This is a genomic window from Citrobacter sp. Ce104 (genome assembly GCF_030334595.1).
In the GTDB taxonomy this organism is placed as follows: domain Bacteria; phylum Pseudomonadota; class Gammaproteobacteria; order Enterobacterales; family Enterobacteriaceae; genus Citrobacter; species Citrobacter europaeus.
The window spans coordinates 45,812-61,629 of record NZ_JAOWDP010000064.1; the positions used below are offsets into that span (position 1 = coordinate 45,812).

Below are 15,818 nucleotides of genomic sequence, written 5' to 3' on the forward strand. Positions count from 1 at the left end.
ATCCAGCCCCGCTTATGCGGGGCTTTCTTTTTTGGTAAACTGCCACCAGTTTGACTAACGCAGTGACGAATTATGTTGATCTTTGAAGGGAAAGAAATCAGTACCGATAGCGAAGGCTATCTGAAAGATACCACGCTGTGGAACGAGCCGCTGGCGGAGAAAATCGCCGAAAACGAAGGTATCGTCCTCTCCCCCGAGCACTGGGAAGTGGTGCGTTTCGTACGCGAGTTTTATCTCGAGTTTAATACCTCCCCTGCTATCCGCATGCTGGTAAAGGCGATGGCCAACAAGTTTGGCGAAGAGAAAGGCAACAGTCGTTATCTCTACCGCCTGTTTCCGAAAGGTCCGGCTAAGCAGGCGACTAAAATTGCCGGCCTGCCGAAACCGGTGAAATGTATTTAATAGCGGATACTAAATCCCTTTAGCTCGTCGCCAGGGCGGTGCGGTTCACTGAGAACCCGATCAACCCTGGCGCTGCTCGGTCCCCCAGCTTTCAACCACTTCATCAGTTGTTCCACCCGGTCGCTTTCACCGCAGGCGACAACCTCTACGCTGCCGTCATCCATATTCTTCGCGTAACCGGTCAACCCCAGCCGTTGCGCTTCATGCTGGGTGGTGTAGCGAAATCCTACCCCCTGAACCCGGCCATAGACCCAGGCGATGATGCAAACTTTCGACATTGCGGTTCTCCTTATCAACGTAAATGAAGGAACAGGTACCGAGGCCTCATCGCACCTGTTTCGGCAGACATCCGTAATGCTGGCGAAATCTTGCAGTAAATCGTGAACCTGACAGATAGCCACAGCGTAACGCAATTTCGCCAATCGGCAGCGTGGTCGACTGTAGTTGAGAGAGCGCACAGGACATGCGCACCTCCTCGACTATCTGCCGGTAACTCTGCGATTCCATCTGTAATCGTCTGCGTAACGTCGAGGTACCGATAGACAGGTGACCGGCAATCTCCTGGGCTGTCCATAGCTTAGCAGGGGATAACATAATAAGTTGTCGCACCTGTTCAGTAAGATTAAACCGTCGCTCGATAAGCAGAGGCCCTGCCACACCATCATGCAGTAGCGCCAGCAATAATCCCATCGCCTGATGCTCCTGCAATTTTGCAGGTAAGTCCTGGCGTACTGCATCCAGCAGGCTTTCCCACATAAATGCCAGTCCGTTGCTCATTGGCGTACATAGCGACGTCAATTTTGCCGGAGGGAAATCCTCGACCCAGTTATTTTTAAACGCGGTAATGATGCTCGTCGATAGCAACAGCAAATCCGAGCGAAATGCTCCCTGTTCCGGCTGATTAATAATCTCCAGAGGCGTATTCGCCGGGATGATAATCAGCTCACCCGGTCCTGCAACCAGACGATTTTCATCCTGAATAATGACCTTACTTCCCTGCGTAATATGGCAAATAGCAGCAGAAAACAGTTTAACCCGATGCAAGCGGTGCAGGTGGCCGGAACGCACCTCAGCGGTGGTAAGGTTGTTATGGCGAAAATGTACATCCTGCACCAGATTATCCTCTTTATTTTCTTGCGTAAGTGGCGGTTAATTCAGCTTTGGCAATCACGTGGCTGTTCAGCATAAAACCGACCAGGGCACCGCTGGCGTTACTGTCAATCGGCAACGCGTCTGTATTTAACGCCCACACGGTAAACTGATAGCGATGAGGTTTATCGCCCGGCGGTGGACAGGCACCACCGAATCCAGCATAACCGAAATCATTGCGTCCCTGAACTGCTCCTGCGGGTAACTTATCCATGCTGGCCCCGCCAGGAAGAGTGTGGATCTGAGCAGGAATATTTACGACGGTCCAGTGCCACCAGCCGCTTCCCGTTGGCGCATCAGGATCAAACAGCGTAATGGCAAAACTTTTGGCATCAGTTGGGGGATTTTGCCAGCTCAGTTGCGGGGAGATATTGTCGCCACTGCAGCCAAATCCCTTAAACACCTGTTTTTGCGTTAACTGCAGGTTAGCGGGTATGTCGGTGCTGTTGAGGCGAAACGTCGAGGCGGCAGAGGCATTAAAACTCAACGCGACAATGGCAGCGGTAGCCAATGAGTAGACAGCTTTCATTGCATTTCCTTTTTCTGATTAAGAAATAGCAATGTAAACGGTGGGCATAAAAGAAACTGTGCCTCTGTGATAGCGTTTTGTGCCGAAACGCTCAACGCCATACGCTGATGATTGACCTCACCATCTGTGCTACTCTACGCGCCATTTTATTTTAATGGTTTCAGGTTGGTACTTTACTCCAGCCCGCGTCACTGTTTGTGAGAGGTTGCTCCGCATGACTGAATGTACAATTCCACATTATCCTCGTTTAGTGTTAGCCAAGGGGCGCGAAAAATCATTACTTCGCCGCCATCCGTGGGTATTTTCCGGTGCTATCGCCCGTATGGAAGGTAAAGCCAACCTTGGTGAAACCGTTGATATTGTTGACCACCAGGGTAAATGGCTAGCACGCGGTGCATTCTCACCGGCGTCACAGATCCGTGCACGCGTCTGGACCTTCGACAAGTCTGAATCCATCGATATTGATTTCTTTACCCGTCGTCTGCAGCAGGCTCAGACATGGCGTGACTGGCTGGCGAAAAAAGACGGTCTGGACAGCTATCGTCTGATCGCCGGAGAATCCGATGGTCTGCCGGGTGTCACTATTGACCGCTTCGGCAACTTCCTGGTGTTGCAGTTGCTCAGCGCCGGTGCTGAATATCAACGCGCCGCACTAATTAGCGCCCTGCAAATTGTTTTCCCTGACTGTGCCATTTATGACCGTAGCGATGTGGCCGTGCGTAAAAAAGAAGGTATGGAGCTGACCCAAGGGCCAGTAACGGGCGAACTGCCTCCTGCCCTGCTGCCTATCGAAGAGCACGGAATGAAGCTGCTGGTTGATATTCAGCATGGTCACAAAACCGGCTATTACCTCGATCAACGCGACAGCCGCCTGGCCACGCGCCGTTATGTGGAGAACCAGCGTGTGCTGAACTGTTTCTCTTATACCGGCGGTTTTGCGGTCTCAGCATTAATGGGCGGATGCCGTCAGGTGGTCAGCGTGGACACCTCTCAGGAAGCGCTCGATATTGCCCGCCAGAACGTTGAACTGAATAAGCTGGATCTGAGTAAAGCCGAATTTGTGCGTGATGATGTGTTCAAACTGCTGCGCGCCTATCGCGATCGCGGTGAGAAATTTGATGTCATCGTGATGGATCCGCCGAAATTTGTCGAAAACAAAAGCCAGTTGATGGGCGCTTGCCGCGGTTATAAAGACATCAATATGCTGGCAATTCAGTTGCTCAACCCTGGCGGCGTACTGCTGACATTTTCCTGCTCTGGACTGATGACCACCGATTTATTTCAGAAAATCATCGCTGATGCCGCAATAGATGCTGGTCGTGATGTACAATTTATAGAGCAGTTCCGTCAGGCCGCCGATCATCCGGTGATCGCTACCTACCCGGAAGGGCTGTATCTGAAAGGGTTTGCCTGTCGCATCATGTAACTTGAAAAGTGGAATATTACCCTTACATAGAGGGTATCTATTTCCCGGGAGGTGACTATGATTGCCAGCAAATTCGGTATCGGCCAGCAGGTCCGCCATTCCCTGTTAGGTTACCTCGGAGTGGTCGTGGATATCGACCCGGAATATTCGCTTGATGAGCCGTCAGCCGATGAGTTGGCGGTTAACGACGAACTTCGCGCCGCTCCCTGGTATCACGTGGTGATGGAAGACGATAATGGTCTGCCAGTGCATACGTATCTGGCCGAAGCACAGTTGAGTAGCGAACTGCAGGAAGAACATCCGGAGCAACCGTCGATGGATGAACTGGCGCGAACAATCCGTAAACAGCTTCAGGCTCCGCGCCTGCGTAATTGATCCTAACACAGGCCCGATGGCGCTTTGCTTATCGGGCCTGTGCATTTCATACGGCTACAGCCCAATCCTACTTCGCCAGCCCCAGTCGCGGGATCTCGATCGCCGGGCAGCGGTCCATCACTACCGCCAGCCCCGCATCACGCGCCAGCACGGCCGCCTGCTCGTTAATGACGCCAAGCTGCATCCACAGCGTCTTAGCACCAATGGCGATAGCCTCCTGAGCAACGCCCCAGGCCGCTTCAGAATTACGGAAGACATCGACCATATCCACTTTCTCTGGCACATCCGCCAGCGTTGCATAGCCCTGCTGCCCCAGCAGCGTTTTCCCGGCAACCTTCGGTGAAACGGGAATAACGTGATAGCCCTGATCGAGTAAATATTTCATCACGCGATAGCTTGGGCGATCGGGTTTATCGCTTGCGCCAACCAGTGCAATCGTACGGGTAGATGTCAAAATGCCAGCAATATCGGTCTCTTTCATCATTTTCCTCCAGGCTGTTTAGCAAAGTGTACGACAAACCTGCCCCTGCAACCATTCATCCCATACTGGCGCATGAGAGCTAAACTCAAAAATATGTCTATATGTTAGTAAACATGATTATCGAAAAATTTAGATACATGTTTGCAGATATTTTCTGGACAGGAGAAACCTATGAAAGCCGGCATTGTGACAGCCTTAATTGCCCTGTGTTTGCCGGTAACCGTTTTTGCTACCTCTTTACGCCTGTCTAATGATATTGACCTTCTGGTGCTGGACGGAAAAAAAGTCTCCAGCTCATTACTGCGTGGTGCCGAAAGTATTGAGCTGGAAAATGGTCGGCACCAGCTTGTATTTCGTGTAGAAAAAACCATTCGTTTATCCAGTCACGAAGAACGTCTGTACATTTCGCCTCCGCTGGTCATCAGCTTTGATACCCAACTCGTCAGCCAGGTTAATTTCCACCTTCCGCGGCTGAACAATGAGCGGGACGCAACGCATTTCGATGACGCTCCACGCGTGGAACTGCTGGATGGGGACGCCATGCCTATCCCCGTCAAGCTGGATATTTTGTCTATCACCTCTACGGCAAAAATCGTGGATTATGAAATGGAGACTGAACGCTATAACAAAGCGGCTAAACATGCTTCATTACCGCAGTTTGCTACGATGATGGCCGATGACAGTTCGCTACTTTCCGGGGTATCTGAACTGGATCGCGTGCCGCCCCAGTCGCAAACGCTGACCGAGCAGCGCTTAAAATATTGGTTCCAGCAGGCCGACGCACAAACGCGAAGTAACTTTTTGCAATGGGCTCAGAAACAGCCGCCTTCATGACATTTATGTTCGCATACGCATTTTTTTGGTCTTTCTCTTGCAGCGTCAAGAGCTTCCAGTACTCTGTAACCAGGTTAACTTGGGAGCTGTACTATGGAATTAACGACTCGCACATTGCCAGCGCGTAAACACATTGCGTTGGTTGCACACGATCACTGTAAAAAGATGCTGATGAGCTGGGTAGAACGCCACCAGCCGTTGCTGGAAAAGCACGTTCTGTACGCCACAGGAACAACAGGAAACTTGATCCAACGCGCGACAGGAATGGACGTCAACGCCATGCTGAGCGGCCCGATGGGCGGTGACCAGCAGGTAGGTGCGCTGATTTCAGAAGGGAAAATTGATGTGCTGATCTTCTTCTGGGACCCGCTTAACGCCGTACCCCACGATCCTGATGTCAAAGCCCTGCTGCGTCTGGCGACGGTATGGAACATTCCCGTTGCCACCAACGTGTCGACTGCTGATTTTATTATCCAGTCGCCAAACTTCAACGATGCAACGGACATCCTGATCCCGGATTACGCCCGTTATCTGGCAGAACGCCTCAAATAAACGCTAAGCAGGCGGTAATTACCGCCTGCTTTTCAGGGTTTCCGGATCACCGGAACGTCTAATTGCTTAAGCTCATCAACAAAGCATGATGGCGCGTCTTTGTTAAACAGTAGCCATACCCGATGACGCGCGCGCGTTAGCGCCACATACAGCAAGCGTCTCTCTTCGGCATCCGGGAAATCTTCCACCGCCGGGAGCAATGCCTCTTCCATAATCGACTCGCGGGCCGGGGCTGGAAAACCGTCATTCCCTTCATGAAGCCCCACAACAATAACATAATCCGCCTGCTGTCCTTTACTGGCATGGATAGTCATAAATTCCAGCTGTAGCTTGGGCCAACGAGTGGCTGCTTTCTCCAGACTGGCCGGTTTGAGATGATGGTATCGCGCCAGCACCAGAATTCTCTCGTCTGCCTTTACAAATCCCGACAGCTTATCCAGCAGCAGATCCAGTTGGCTTTCATCGAGCAACGTGACGGCTTTTTTATCGCCAGTCACCAGACTGTTGAGCGGTTTCGTAAGCTGATGGGGGTTTTGCTGGATAAACTGGTTTGCAACTTCGCCAATACGGCTATTAAAACGGTAAGTGGTATCCAGATTACAACGATCACCCTCGCCGAAGTTTTGCTGGAATGCGGTGGTCAACGAAAGCTGAGCCCCACTGAATCGATATATTGCCTGCCAGTCATCACCTACGGCAAACAGCGTAGTCTGTGAGTTTTGTTTGCGCAGTGCGGCTAACAAAGCGGCACGCTGAGGAGAAATATCCTGAAATTCATCAACCAGAATGTGCTTCCACGGACTGATAAATCGGCCTTTTTCCAGAATGACAATTGCCTGATGGATCAATCCGGAAAAATCGACGGCATTCTCATCTTTCAGTGCGCCCTTCCAGGCCTTGAGCAGTGGTGACATCAGTTTTATGCGTTTACTGAACAGATCGCGGATCTCCTCCGGAGCATTGGCGATCATCTCCGCCTGCGCTCCGCCATGCATACGCATCAGGCTGACCCAGCGATCCAGCCGGGAAGCCAGCCGGCGTTGCAATTTTTCGTCATCCCAGAAGTTACCTTCAGGTACAGACCACTGCATCTCTTCTTCTAACCATTGCCGCCAGCCCTTGGCCTGCGCCTTTTTCTCACTACACTGTTGACGCCATGTCGTTATAAAAAGTTTGCTGCGAGCAGAGGCATCATTTTCCAGCTTGCTGACCGTCGGGACTTTTTTGCTCCCCTGCGAAATGATGTGTAGCGCCAGTGAATGAAACGTCCGTGCGGTTATCTCTTCCGTATGCAGACGTTCACGGATGCGATCGTCCATCTCCTGGGCCGCTTTACGTCCGAACGCTAACAGCAGGATTTGTTCAGCTGCCGCTTCCCCTCGCGCAAGTAACCAGCCCGCACGGGCGACCAGGACGGATGTTTTTCCGCTTCCGGCACCCGCAAGAACCAATAATGATTGTTCACCATTCACCACCGCCCGCGCCTGGGCCGGATTCAACGGCGAGGATTCAATTTGCTGAAAAAATTCGCCATGCTCTTCCAGCATGGCATCGGTGTACGCCTGGTTGTGCTGTAAGCGACAAGCTTCAATGTCCTTCAACCATGCCTGGCATTGGCGTAACGCTTCACGGCAATTTTCAAATTCTTCCAACCGATTGAGCGGGAGCGGCAGTGCGGCAAAAGTACGACGGATCTGCTGCTGTAGTCCTGACGTCTGCTCGCGCGTCAGCCATTTATTTTCACTGGTACGCGCCGCAATCGCCTCGAGTTGTTGGTGTAAAACTCCCGCAGCGACGTCGCTCATTTCCTGGCTCCACTGCTGCCAGAGCGAATTCAAATGGTGATGAAAGCGCTGGGTTTCCGCCCATTCCGTACCGTGAAGACGTACCACTTTATCGTCCGGGAGTACAAACTCCAGCTCGCCCCATACCAGACCGCGTTTACAATGGATAGCCAGTAACTGATTGAAGGGAATAAGATACTCGTGACGATCGCCGGAAACCTTAATCCCGGCATTAAGAATAACGGCCCGATCGTAAGGGTGTTGTGCCAGACGTTTTCCAAGAGAAGTTGCTTTCAGTTCCATAAGACTCAAGCGGATCCACACGAAGAGATTTGCTTATCAGTGTAACCGCCAGAGAAAACGTGCTCCAGCCCAAAAAAACGTTACAATTGCCGAATTCACAGAAAACCAGAGTTAACCGAGGGTTTATGCGTACTGTTCTGAATATTTTAAATTTTGTGCTCGGTGGATTCGCCACCACCTTAGCCTGGCTACTGGCTACGCTGGTCAGTATCGTGCTTATTTTTACTCTCCCCCTGACCCGCTCCTGCTGGGAAATAACCCGGCTCTCGCTGTTTCCTTATGGCAACGAAGCGATTCATGTCGATGAGCTTAATCCAGCGGGCAAAAACGTCCTATTGAATACCGGCGGCACGGTGCTCAATATTTTCTGGCTGATTTTTTTCGGCTGGTGGTTGTGCCTGATGCACATAGTCTCCGGTATTGCCCAGTGCATTACGATTATTGGTATCCCGGTAGGCATTGCGAATTTCAAAATCGCGGCGATTGCACTGTGGCCAGTTGGTCGCCGGGTGGTATCCGTAGAAGTAGCTCGCGCAGCGCGTGAAGCTAATGCGCGTCGTCGCTTCGAATAATCAGGACCGATGGCCTTTATGTTAAGTCCTCTGCTCAAACGCTATACCTGGAACAGCACCTGGCTGTACTACGTGCGAATTTTTATCGCACTTTGCGGCACAACGGCGCTGCCCTGGTGGCTGGGCGACGTTAAGCTGACCATTCCGCTCACGCTGGGCATGGTCGCTGCCGCGCTTACCGACCTGGACGATCGTCTTGCAGGCCGCCTGCGCAATTTAATCATCACGCTGGTGTGCTTTTTCATTGCCTCGGCCTCGGTCGAATTGCTCTTCCCATGGCCATGGCTGTTTGCTATTGGATTAACGCTTTCCACCAGCGGCTTTATACTGCTCGGGGGTTTAGGCCAGCGCTATGCAACCATCGCCTTTGGCGCGTTGCTGATCGCCATTTACACGATGCTGGGCACCTCGCTTTACGATCAGTGGTATCAGCAGCCGATCCTGCTGCTGGCTGGCGCCATTTGGTACAACCTGTTAACCCTGACCGGCCATCTTCTGTTTCCCATCCGCCCCTTGCAGGACAATCTGGCGCGTAGCTACGAACAGTTAGCGCACTACCTGGAACTGAAATCGCGTCTGTTTGATCCCGATATAGAAGATGAAAGCCAGGCGCCGTTGTATGATTTGGCCCTTGCGAATGGGCAACTGATGGCGACGTTAAACCAGACGAAGGTATCGTTGCTGACTCGCCTGCGTGGCGATCGCGGACAGCGGGGAACACGTCGCACGCTACATTACTATTTTGTGGCGCAGGATATTCACGAACGCGCAAGTTCCTCGCATATTCAGTATCAAACGCTGCGCGACCATTTCCGCCACAGCGACGTGATGTTTCGCTTCCAGCGCCTGATGTCGATGCAGGGACAGGCGTGTTCACAACTGTCTCGTTGTATTTTATTACGTACGCCTTATCAGCACGATCCACACTTTGAGCGCGTCTTCACCCATATTGATGCTGCGCTTGAGCGCATGCGCGCGAGTGGCGAGCCTGCCGACCTGCTCAACACGTTGGGATTTTTGCTGTCAAACCTACGGGCCATCGATGCCCAGTTGGCAACCATTGAGTCCGAACAGGCCCAGGTCCTTTCTCGTAATGAGTCTGAAAACCAGCTTGCCGATGACAGTCCGCATGGATTCAGCGATATCTGGTTACGGCTGAGCCGTAATTTCACGCCTGAGTCGGCCCTGTTTCGCCATGCTGTCCGCATGTCGCTGGTACTTTGCGTCGGCTATGCCATTATCCAGATAACCGGCATGAACCACGGGTACTGGATCCTGTTAACCAGCCTGTTTGTCTGCCAGCCAAACTACAACGCCACCCGGCATCGCCTGGCACTCAGGATTATCGGCACATTAGTCGGGATCGCCATTGGTTTACCGATCCTGTGGTTTGTACCTTCTCTCGAAGGGCAACTGATACTCCTGGTGATCACCGGCGTGTTGTTTTTTGCCTTTCGTAACGTTCAGTACGCGCATGCCACCATGTTTATCACGCTGCTGGTACTGCTGTGTTTTAACCTGCTCGGTGAAGGTTTCGAGGTTGCGCTACCGCGCGTGATAGATACGCTGATCGGCTGTGCCATCGCGTGGGCTGCTGTTAGTTTTATCTGGCCAGACTGGCGTTTTCGTAATCTGCCGCGGGTGATTGAACGGGCTACCGACGCTAACTGTCGTTATCTTGATGCTATTCTCGAGCAATACCATCAGGGGCGTGACAATCGTCTGGCATACCGTATCGCCCGTCGTGACGCGCACAATCGTGATGCGGAACTTGCTTCGGTGGTGTCGAATATGTCGAGTGAACCGGATGTCACGGCCCAGACGCGCGAAACGGCGTTTCGCTTGCTGTGTCTTAACCATACGTTTACCAGCTACATTTCCGCTTTGGGCGCACACCGTGAGCAGTTAACTAATCCGGACGTTCTGGCGTTGCTGGATGATGCCGTCTGTTATGTAGATGATGCGCTTCACCATCAACCTGCCGACGAACAGCGCGTATACCAGGCGTTGGACGGTCTGAAGCAGCGAATTCAGCATCTCGAGCCACGTCCGGACAGTAAGGAGCCACTGGTCGTACAGCAAGTTGGGTTACTGATTGCCCTGCTCCCTGAAATTCGGCGTTTACAGCAACAAATTGCCGTGCTGCCATCTAATACCCCGGTTCCGGCGTAAGAGAACTCACCCACTCAACCAGCTCCTGGCGACGCGTCGCCGGGAGCGCGGCTTCATGCACTCCGCCGACCGCCCCTTCAAGGGCATAGAGAATTTTTACCGTCAACGCCGGGTTATTCTGCCGCAGTTTCAACCAGCACATCTGGGCTCCCAGCGATCGCAATGTCCCCTCGTCCTTAATACCTGCTTCGTTTAGCAAGGTCTCCAGATGAAACGTCATATTCGGTAATTCCCGCAGACGATGTTGTGCAAAGCGGCTCTGTTTTTCCTTAACGGCTGCATCCAGTGAATATCGTGATAGCGATACCAACTGCTGCTGGTTTTGCCACAGGGCATCGTTCACCTGGTAATAATTGAGCACAACCGGACGTCCGCGCTTAATAAATGTCAGCCAGACAGGAGAATTTTTCACACAGTACTGTGCGCTCTGCTCACAGGCGCGCAGATATAACTCACCGCTGGCGACCATGGCAAAGACCGTATCGCCAACCGTCAGACTGTAGCCACCAAACAGTGAGCGATAGTGAATTGTTCCCAGAGAAGCCAGATATTCTTGTGATTTATAGATCCTTGCATAAGAAAGCTCTTTCATAAAAATCCTTTTAAATCATAACGTAAGCAAATAATTTGCAGTAACTGATCCGTTAATGACGAAAATAGGCAACTTATGCGTATGGGGCAAGATGAATTTAATGTTTCCCGTGACGACGACTAAAAATTGCGAACCTGTTTCCGAAAATAAGGTTGATCTTTATTGATGGCAGGGTTACTGTATATCCATACAGTAACTCACAGGGCTGGATTGATTATGTACACTTCAGGCTATGCAAATCGTTCTTCGTCGTTCTCTTCCGCATCAAGCAGTATTGCGCGCGTTTCATCAGAGAATGCTACCGCTGGGCTTATCAGTGAAGTGGTCTATCGCGAAGACCAGCCCATGATGACGCAGCTTCTGCTGCTGCCCCTGCTGCAACAGTTAGGGCAGCAATCACGCTGGCAGCTGTGGCTGACCCCTCAGCAAAAATTAAGCCGTGAGTGGGTACAGTCGGCTGGGCTTCCATTGACCAAAGTCATGCAAATCAGCCAGCTCTCCCCCTGCAATACGCTGGAATCGATGGTTCGAGCGCTGCGCACAGGTAACTACAGCGTTGTCATCGGCTGGCTGACGGAAGAATTAACCGAAGATGAACATGCCGAGCTGGTAAAAGCGGCAGATGAAGGTAATGCGATGGGGTTTATCATGCGTCCTGTTCGCGCTCAGACACTTGCGGGGAGACAGCATTCCGGGCTAAAAATTCACTCGAATTTGTATCATTGAGTAAAATTAGGATTTATCCTGGAATTTTTTTTCATGTTTTAAATTGCCGTTGAGCTATAACGTGTTTTCCGGCTGAAGGCCTGTCTGAAGCGGTTTTCAGGAAATCCTCAGTACATTTATTCATCTATAAATGTTAAATATTGTGTATACAAGCCTTTTTTTTTCATATGCCTGACGGACTTCACACTTGTAAGTTTTCAACTACGTTGTAGACTTTACATCGCCAGGGGTGCTCGGCGTAAGCCGCAGATATCGGTAGAGTAACTATTGAACTGGTCCCCGGGTGAAGGATTTAACCGTGTTATCTCTCTTCGGAGATATTCATGGCGAATTTTGGATGATAACGAGGCGCAAAAAATGAAAAAGACAGCTATCGCAATTGCAGTGGCACTGGCTGGTTTCGCTACCGTGGCGCAGGCCGCTCCGAAAGATAACACCTGGTACACTGGTGCTAAACTGGGCTGGTCTCAGTACCATGATATTGGCAACAACCAGATCAACAACTCCGGTCCTACCCACGAAAGTCAACTTGGTGCTGGTGCGTTCGGTGGTTACCAGGTTAACCCGTATGTTGGTTTCGAAATGGGTTACGACTGGTTAGGTCGTATGCCGTACAAAGGCGCTACTGATGCTACCCACAATAACGGCGCTTTCAAAGCTCAGGGCGTTCAACTGACCGCTAAACTGGGTTACCCAATCACTGACGATCTGGACGTTTATACCCGTCTGGGTGGTATGGTTTGGCGTGCAGACGCTAAAAACAACGAAGGCTTCAAAGACCACGACACTGGTGTATCCCCAGTATTCGCTGGTGGCGTAGAGTATGCAATTACTCCTGAAATCGCTACCCGTCTGGAATACCAGTGGACCAACAACATCGGTGACGCGAACACCGTTGGTGGTCGTCCGGATAACGGTCTGTTGAGCGTTGGTGTTTCTTACCGTTTCGGTCAGCAGGAAGAAGCAGCTCCAGTAGTTGTTGCTCCGGCTCCGGCTCCAGAAGTACAGACCAAGCACTTCACTCTGAAGTCTGACGTTCTGTTCAACTTCAACAAAGCTACTCTGAAACCAGAAGGCCAGCAGGCTCTGGATCAGATGTACAGCCAGCTGAGCAACCTGGATCCGAAAGACGGTTCCGTAGTTGTTCTGGGCTTCACTGACCGCATCGGTTCTGACGCTTACAACCAGGGTCTGTCCGAGAAACGTGCTCAGTCCGTTGTTGATTACCTGATCTCTAAAGGTATTCCTTCTGACAAAATCTCTGCACGTGGCATGGGCGAATCCAACCCGGTTACTGGCAACACCTGTGACAACGTGAAAGCTCGCGCTGCACTGATCGACTGCCTGGCTCCGGATCGTCGTGTTGAGATCGAAGTTAAAGGTATCAAAGACGTTGTAACTCAGCCTCAGGCTTAAGTTATCGTCTTATAAAAAACCCCGCTTTGCGGGGTTTTTTTTCACCTTTTATCAGTCAAAGCATCACTGTAAACAAACATATCGCCATTCTGTCGTTATTCTTTTCCCAGCAGCGCCTGTAAATCCTGCTTCAATGTCGACATTTTGTTCGCGTACTTCTCTTTATGCTCCGCATCTTCAATCAGTTGCACAATGGTTTCAGAAAGCGTTTTTCCACGCCGCTGCGCAAGTCCTGCTAAGCGCTGCCAGACCATAAATTCCAGATCGATTGATTTCTTTCGCGTATGCCGATGCTCAGCGTTAAAGTGCCGCTTACGCCGCGCTCGTATGGTTTGTTTCATACGATTAAGCAGCGCAGAGTTCATGTGTTCTTCAATCCAGGAGTTAACCCGAACCGGTTCATTTTCGAGGGTTAGCAACAAATCAACGGCTTCTTCGGCAGCGCTGGCCTCTACGTAACGGGTGATTAATTCCCCCTCACGATGCTTCTTCACCAGATACTTCCATTTCCAGCCGCTTTCAAGGTTTTCAAGTTGTTGATATTTCATTGCGATCTCAATGTTACCGTGTAACTCTTATCAGAATATCAGCTTTTTCGGCATCTGAAGAAAAGAATATCCAGCCTGTGAACTGTCGCGTGCCATCACATCCGTTTCACGGCGCTTTCCACGTGTGCAGTGATGATGGTTACGGTATAATCTCGTTTTTTACAACAGACTAAAAAACATCAACTTTGACCATTACGAAACTTGCATGGCGTGATCTGGTTCCTGATACCGATAGTTATCAGGAAGTATTTGCACAGCCGCACGTCACTGACGACACCGATACCTTACTTAGTGAGACTCAGCCACGTTTACAATTTGCGCTAGAGCAGCTTCTACAGCACTGGACGACGTCCTCGTTTATGCTGGTAAAAGCGCCGGAAGAGCTTGAGTATATCGACCTTATCGCAAAGGCTGCACGGCCTCTGCATTCAGATGCAGGAAGTCTCACCGGGGGGCATTATGATATCTCCGGTCACACTATCCGCTATCGTGCGGCTGAGAGAGCAGAAGACAATTTTGCCACGTTAACTCAGGTAGTCAGCGCTGACTGGGTTGAAGCCGAACAACTGTTTGGCTGTCTGCGCCAGTTCAACGGCGAAGTTACCCTGCAGCCAGGTCTTGTGCACCAGGCCAACGGTGGTGTGCTGGTTATTTCATTGCGCACCCTGCTGGCCCAACCATTGCTGTGGATGCGCCTGAAAGCCATTGTCAGCCACGAGCGTTTTGACTGGGTAGCTTTTGATGAGTCTCGCCCACTGCCCGTCTCCGTTCCATCTATGCCCCTTAAACTGAAAGTGGTATTAGTCGGTGAGCGTGAATCACTGGCAGATTTCCAGGACATGGAACCTGAGCTGGCTGAGCAGGCTATTTATAGCGAGTTTGAAGATAATCTGCAGATTGTGGATGCCGAAACCATGACGCAGTGGTGTCAGTGGGTAACGCATACCGCGACGCGCAATAATTTACCCTACCCAGCCCCTGATGCCTGGCAAGTGCTAATCCGTGAAGCTGTTCGCTATACCGGTGAACAGGATACATTGCCGCTTAATCCGCTGTGGATAACCCGGCAGTTCAAAGAAGTAGCACCGTTATGCAAGAGCGAAACCTGCAATGCTGAGCAGTTCAGCCTGATGCTGGCCCAGCGCGAATGGCGAGAAGGTTTCCTCGCCGAACGTATGCAGGATGAGATCTTGCAGGAACAGATCCTGATCGAGACGGAAGGCGAGCGTATCGGCCAAATCAACGCCCTGTCGGTGATTGAATTTCCTGGCCACCCACGCGCATTTGGAGAACCTTCACGCATCAGTTGTGTGGTTCACATTGGCGATGGCGAATTTACGGATATTGAGCGCAAAGCCGAGCTCGGCGGAAATATTCACGCGAAGGGGATGATGATTATGCAGGCGTTCCTGATGTCGGAACTCCAGCTTGAGCAGCAAATCCCCTTCTCCGCCTCGCTGACCTTTGAGCAATCCTACAGCGAAGTGGATGGCGACAGTGCGTCCATGGCCGAACTGTGCGCATTAATTAGCGCCCTCGCCGACGTTCCTGTTAATCAAAGCATCGCCATTACCGGTTCTGTCGATCAGTTTGGTCGGGCGCAACCTGTTGGCGGTCTGAACGAGAAAATTGAAGGTTTCTTCACCATCTGCCAACAGCGTGAGCTAACAGGGACGCAGGGCGTTATCATTCCTTCAGCGAACGTCAGACATCTGAGCCTGCAGCCCGCACTGCTACAGGCCATAGAAGAAGAAAAATTCACTATCTGGGCGGTGGACGACGTAACCGATGCGCTGCCGCTGTTATTAAATCTGGTGTGGGATGGCGAAGGCCAGACAACGCTGATGCAAACTATCCAGGAGCGTATTGCTACGGCAACGCAACAGGAAGGTCGTCACCGTTTTCCCTGGCCGCTACGCTGGCTGAACTGGATTATTCCGAACTGATCGGACTTGTT

General features: G+C 51.4%; 17 protein-coding genes. 10 read left to right on the forward strand and 7 right to left on the reverse strand.

Annotated elements, in window-relative coordinates; genetic code table 11:
• The first annotated feature begins 72 nt into the window (after nucleotides 1-72).
• On the forward strand, nucleotides 73-402 hold the full coding sequence (tusE, locus tag OGW16_RS10875) for a sulfurtransferase TusE (RefSeq protein ID WP_087052637.1): 330 nt from the start codon (nucleotides 73-75) through the stop codon (nucleotides 400-402).
• On the opposite strand, the gene yccX is transcribed toward tusE, so the two are convergent.
• From yccX to OGW16_RS10890, 3 genes are read right to left on the reverse strand one after another with little or no spacing between them, the layout of a single operon-like run.
• A complete protein-coding gene (gene yccX, locus OGW16_RS10880; RefSeq protein ID WP_020996508.1) occupies nucleotides 399-680 on the reverse strand; it encodes an acylphosphatase in 282 nt (93 codons plus the stop codon). The two genes, tusE and yccX, sit on opposite strands and share 4 nt — an antisense overlap.
• A gap of 46 nt (nucleotides 681-726) precedes the next feature.
• A complete protein-coding gene (locus OGW16_RS10885) occupies nucleotides 727-1,515 on the reverse strand; it encodes an AraC family transcriptional regulator (protein ID WP_043015797.1) in 789 nt (262 codons plus the stop codon).
• A gap of 13 nt (nucleotides 1,516-1,528) precedes the next feature.
• On the reverse strand, nucleotides 1,529-2,080 hold the full coding sequence (locus OGW16_RS10890; protein WP_075144915.1) for a YbhB/YbcL family Raf kinase inhibitor-like protein: 552 nt from the start codon (nucleotides 2,078-2,080) through the stop codon (nucleotides 1,529-1,531).
• 214 nt (nucleotides 2,081-2,294) lie between these two features.
• Here OGW16_RS10890 and rlmI point away from each other — a divergent pair, with 214 nt between their 5' ends.
• Nucleotides 2,295-3,506: a 23S rRNA (cytosine(1962)-C(5))-methyltransferase RlmI gene (gene rlmI, locus OGW16_RS10895; RefSeq protein ID WP_286518421.1), complete on the forward strand. Its 1,212-nt coding sequence runs from the start codon at nucleotides 2,295-2,297 to the stop codon at nucleotides 3,504-3,506.
• Nucleotides 3,507-3,563: 57 nt separating this feature from the next.
• Complete coding sequence (hspQ, locus tag OGW16_RS10900) at nucleotides 3,564-3,881, forward strand: heat shock protein HspQ (RefSeq protein WP_043015794.1); 318 nt, start codon at nucleotides 3,564-3,566, stop codon at nucleotides 3,879-3,881.
• Nucleotides 3,882-3,948: 67 nt separating this feature from the next.
• On the opposite strand, the gene OGW16_RS10905 is transcribed toward hspQ, so the two are convergent.
• Nucleotides 3,949-4,362, reverse strand: a complete 414-nt coding sequence (locus OGW16_RS10905; RefSeq protein ID WP_006685217.1) for a CoA-binding protein — start codon at nucleotides 4,360-4,362, stop codon at nucleotides 3,949-3,951.
• Nucleotides 4,363-4,533: 171 nt separating this feature from the next.
• On the opposite strand from OGW16_RS10905, the gene csgI reads away from it, so the two are divergent.
• Both csgI and mgsA read left to right on the forward strand, forming a co-directional pair.
• The gene (gene csgI / locus OGW16_RS10910) at nucleotides 4,534-5,196 is read left to right on the forward strand and encodes a curli synthesis inhibitor (RefSeq protein WP_043015793.1); all 663 of its coding nucleotides are present in this window, start codon (nucleotides 4,534-4,536) and stop codon (nucleotides 5,194-5,196) included.
• A gap of 93 nt (nucleotides 5,197-5,289) precedes the next feature.
• Nucleotides 5,290-5,748 (forward strand): methylglyoxal synthase, encoded by a 459-nt coding sequence (gene mgsA, locus OGW16_RS10915; protein WP_016152487.1) that lies wholly within the window; start codon nucleotides 5,290-5,292, stop codon nucleotides 5,746-5,748.
• Nucleotides 5,749-5,780: 32 nt separating this feature from the next.
• Here the strand turns inward: mgsA and helD are convergent, their stop codons facing one another.
• Nucleotides 5,781-7,835 (reverse strand): DNA helicase IV, encoded by a 2,055-nt coding sequence (gene helD / locus OGW16_RS10920; RefSeq protein ID WP_200007396.1) that lies wholly within the window; start codon nucleotides 7,833-7,835, stop codon nucleotides 5,781-5,783.
• 125 nt (nucleotides 7,836-7,960) lie between these two features.
• Between helD and OGW16_RS10925 the strand changes: the two genes are divergently transcribed.
• Both OGW16_RS10925 and yccS read left to right on the forward strand, forming a co-directional pair.
• Nucleotides 7,961-8,407: a YccF domain-containing protein gene (locus tag OGW16_RS10925; RefSeq protein WP_016152485.1), complete on the forward strand. Its 447-nt coding sequence runs from the start codon at nucleotides 7,961-7,963 to the stop codon at nucleotides 8,405-8,407.
• 18 nt (nucleotides 8,408-8,425) lie between these two features.
• Nucleotides 8,426-10,579: a YccS family putative transporter gene (yccS, locus tag OGW16_RS10930; RefSeq protein ID WP_200000409.1), complete on the forward strand. Its 2,154-nt coding sequence runs from the start codon at nucleotides 8,426-8,428 to the stop codon at nucleotides 10,577-10,579.
• Here yccS and OGW16_RS10935 read toward each other — a convergent pair.
• Nucleotides 10,557-11,171 (reverse strand): TfoX/Sxy family DNA transformation protein, encoded by a 615-nt coding sequence (locus OGW16_RS10935; protein WP_043015791.1) that lies wholly within the window; start codon nucleotides 11,169-11,171, stop codon nucleotides 10,557-10,559. The genes yccS and OGW16_RS10935 overlap by 23 nt on opposite strands.
• Before the next feature lie 216 nt (nucleotides 11,172-11,387).
• On the opposite strand from OGW16_RS10935, the gene sulA reads away from it, so the two are divergent.
• The gene (gene sulA / locus OGW16_RS10940) at nucleotides 11,388-11,897 is read left to right on the forward strand and encodes an SOS-induced cell division inhibitor SulA (RefSeq protein ID WP_043015790.1); all 510 of its coding nucleotides are present in this window, start codon (nucleotides 11,388-11,390) and stop codon (nucleotides 11,895-11,897) included.
• Between the two features lie 357 nt (nucleotides 11,898-12,254).
• Nucleotides 12,255-13,313, forward strand: coding sequence for a porin OmpA (gene ompA, locus OGW16_RS10945; protein WP_016156137.1), 1,059 nt, complete (start codon nucleotides 12,255-12,257; stop codon nucleotides 13,311-13,313).
• Nucleotides 13,314-13,408: 95 nt separating this feature from the next.
• Here the strand turns inward: ompA and matP are convergent, their stop codons facing one another.
• On the reverse strand, nucleotides 13,409-13,861 hold the full coding sequence (gene matP / locus OGW16_RS10950; RefSeq protein WP_286518422.1) for a macrodomain Ter protein MatP: 453 nt from the start codon (nucleotides 13,859-13,861) through the stop codon (nucleotides 13,409-13,411).
• A gap of 185 nt (nucleotides 13,862-14,046) precedes the next feature.
• Between matP and OGW16_RS10955 the strand changes: the two genes are divergently transcribed.
• A complete protein-coding gene (locus tag OGW16_RS10955; RefSeq protein WP_181230579.1) occupies nucleotides 14,047-15,807 on the forward strand; it encodes an AAA family ATPase in 1,761 nt (586 codons plus the stop codon).
• Nucleotides 15,808-15,818: the final 11 nt, after the last annotated feature.

Excerpts from the sequence above, each read along its gene's own strand:
- tusE (WP_087052637.1), top strand. The coding sequence starts at position 73 with ATGTTGATCTTTGAAGGGAAAGAAATCAGTACCGATAGCGAAGGCTAT.
- yccX (WP_020996508.1), bottom strand. The coding sequence starts at position 680 with ATGTCGAAAGTTTGCATCATCGCCTGGGTCTATGGCCGGGTTCAGGGG.
- OGW16_RS10890 (WP_075144915.1), bottom strand. The coding sequence starts at position 2,080 with ATGAAAGCTGTCTACTCATTGGCTACCGCTGCCATTGTCGCGTTGAGT.
- rlmI (WP_286518421.1), top strand. The coding sequence starts at position 2,295 with ATGACTGAATGTACAATTCCACATTATCCTCGTTTAGTGTTAGCCAAG.
- hspQ (WP_043015794.1), top strand. The coding sequence starts at position 3,564 with ATGATTGCCAGCAAATTCGGTATCGGCCAGCAGGTCCGCCATTCCCTG.
- OGW16_RS10905 (WP_006685217.1), bottom strand. The coding sequence starts at position 4,362 with ATGAAAGAGACCGATATTGCTGGCATTTTGACATCTACCCGTACGATT.
- csgI (WP_043015793.1), top strand. The coding sequence starts at position 4,534 with ATGAAAGCCGGCATTGTGACAGCCTTAATTGCCCTGTGTTTGCCGGTA.
- mgsA (WP_016152487.1), top strand. The coding sequence starts at position 5,290 with ATGGAATTAACGACTCGCACATTGCCAGCGCGTAAACACATTGCGTTG.
- helD (WP_200007396.1), bottom strand. The coding sequence starts at position 7,835 with ATGGAACTGAAAGCAACTTCTCTTGGAAAACGTCTGGCACAACACCCT.
- OGW16_RS10925 (WP_016152485.1), top strand. The coding sequence starts at position 7,961 with ATGCGTACTGTTCTGAATATTTTAAATTTTGTGCTCGGTGGATTCGCC.
- yccS (WP_200000409.1), top strand. The coding sequence starts at position 8,426 with ATGTTAAGTCCTCTGCTCAAACGCTATACCTGGAACAGCACCTGGCTG.
- OGW16_RS10935 (WP_043015791.1), bottom strand. The coding sequence starts at position 11,171 with ATGAAAGAGCTTTCTTATGCAAGGATCTATAAATCACAAGAATATCTG.
- sulA (WP_043015790.1), top strand. The coding sequence starts at position 11,388 with ATGTACACTTCAGGCTATGCAAATCGTTCTTCGTCGTTCTCTTCCGCA.
- ompA (WP_016156137.1), top strand. The coding sequence starts at position 12,255 with ATGAAAAAGACAGCTATCGCAATTGCAGTGGCACTGGCTGGTTTCGCT.
- matP (WP_286518422.1), bottom strand. The coding sequence starts at position 13,861 with ATGAAATATCAACAACTTGAAAACCTTGAAAGCGGCTGGAAATGGAAG.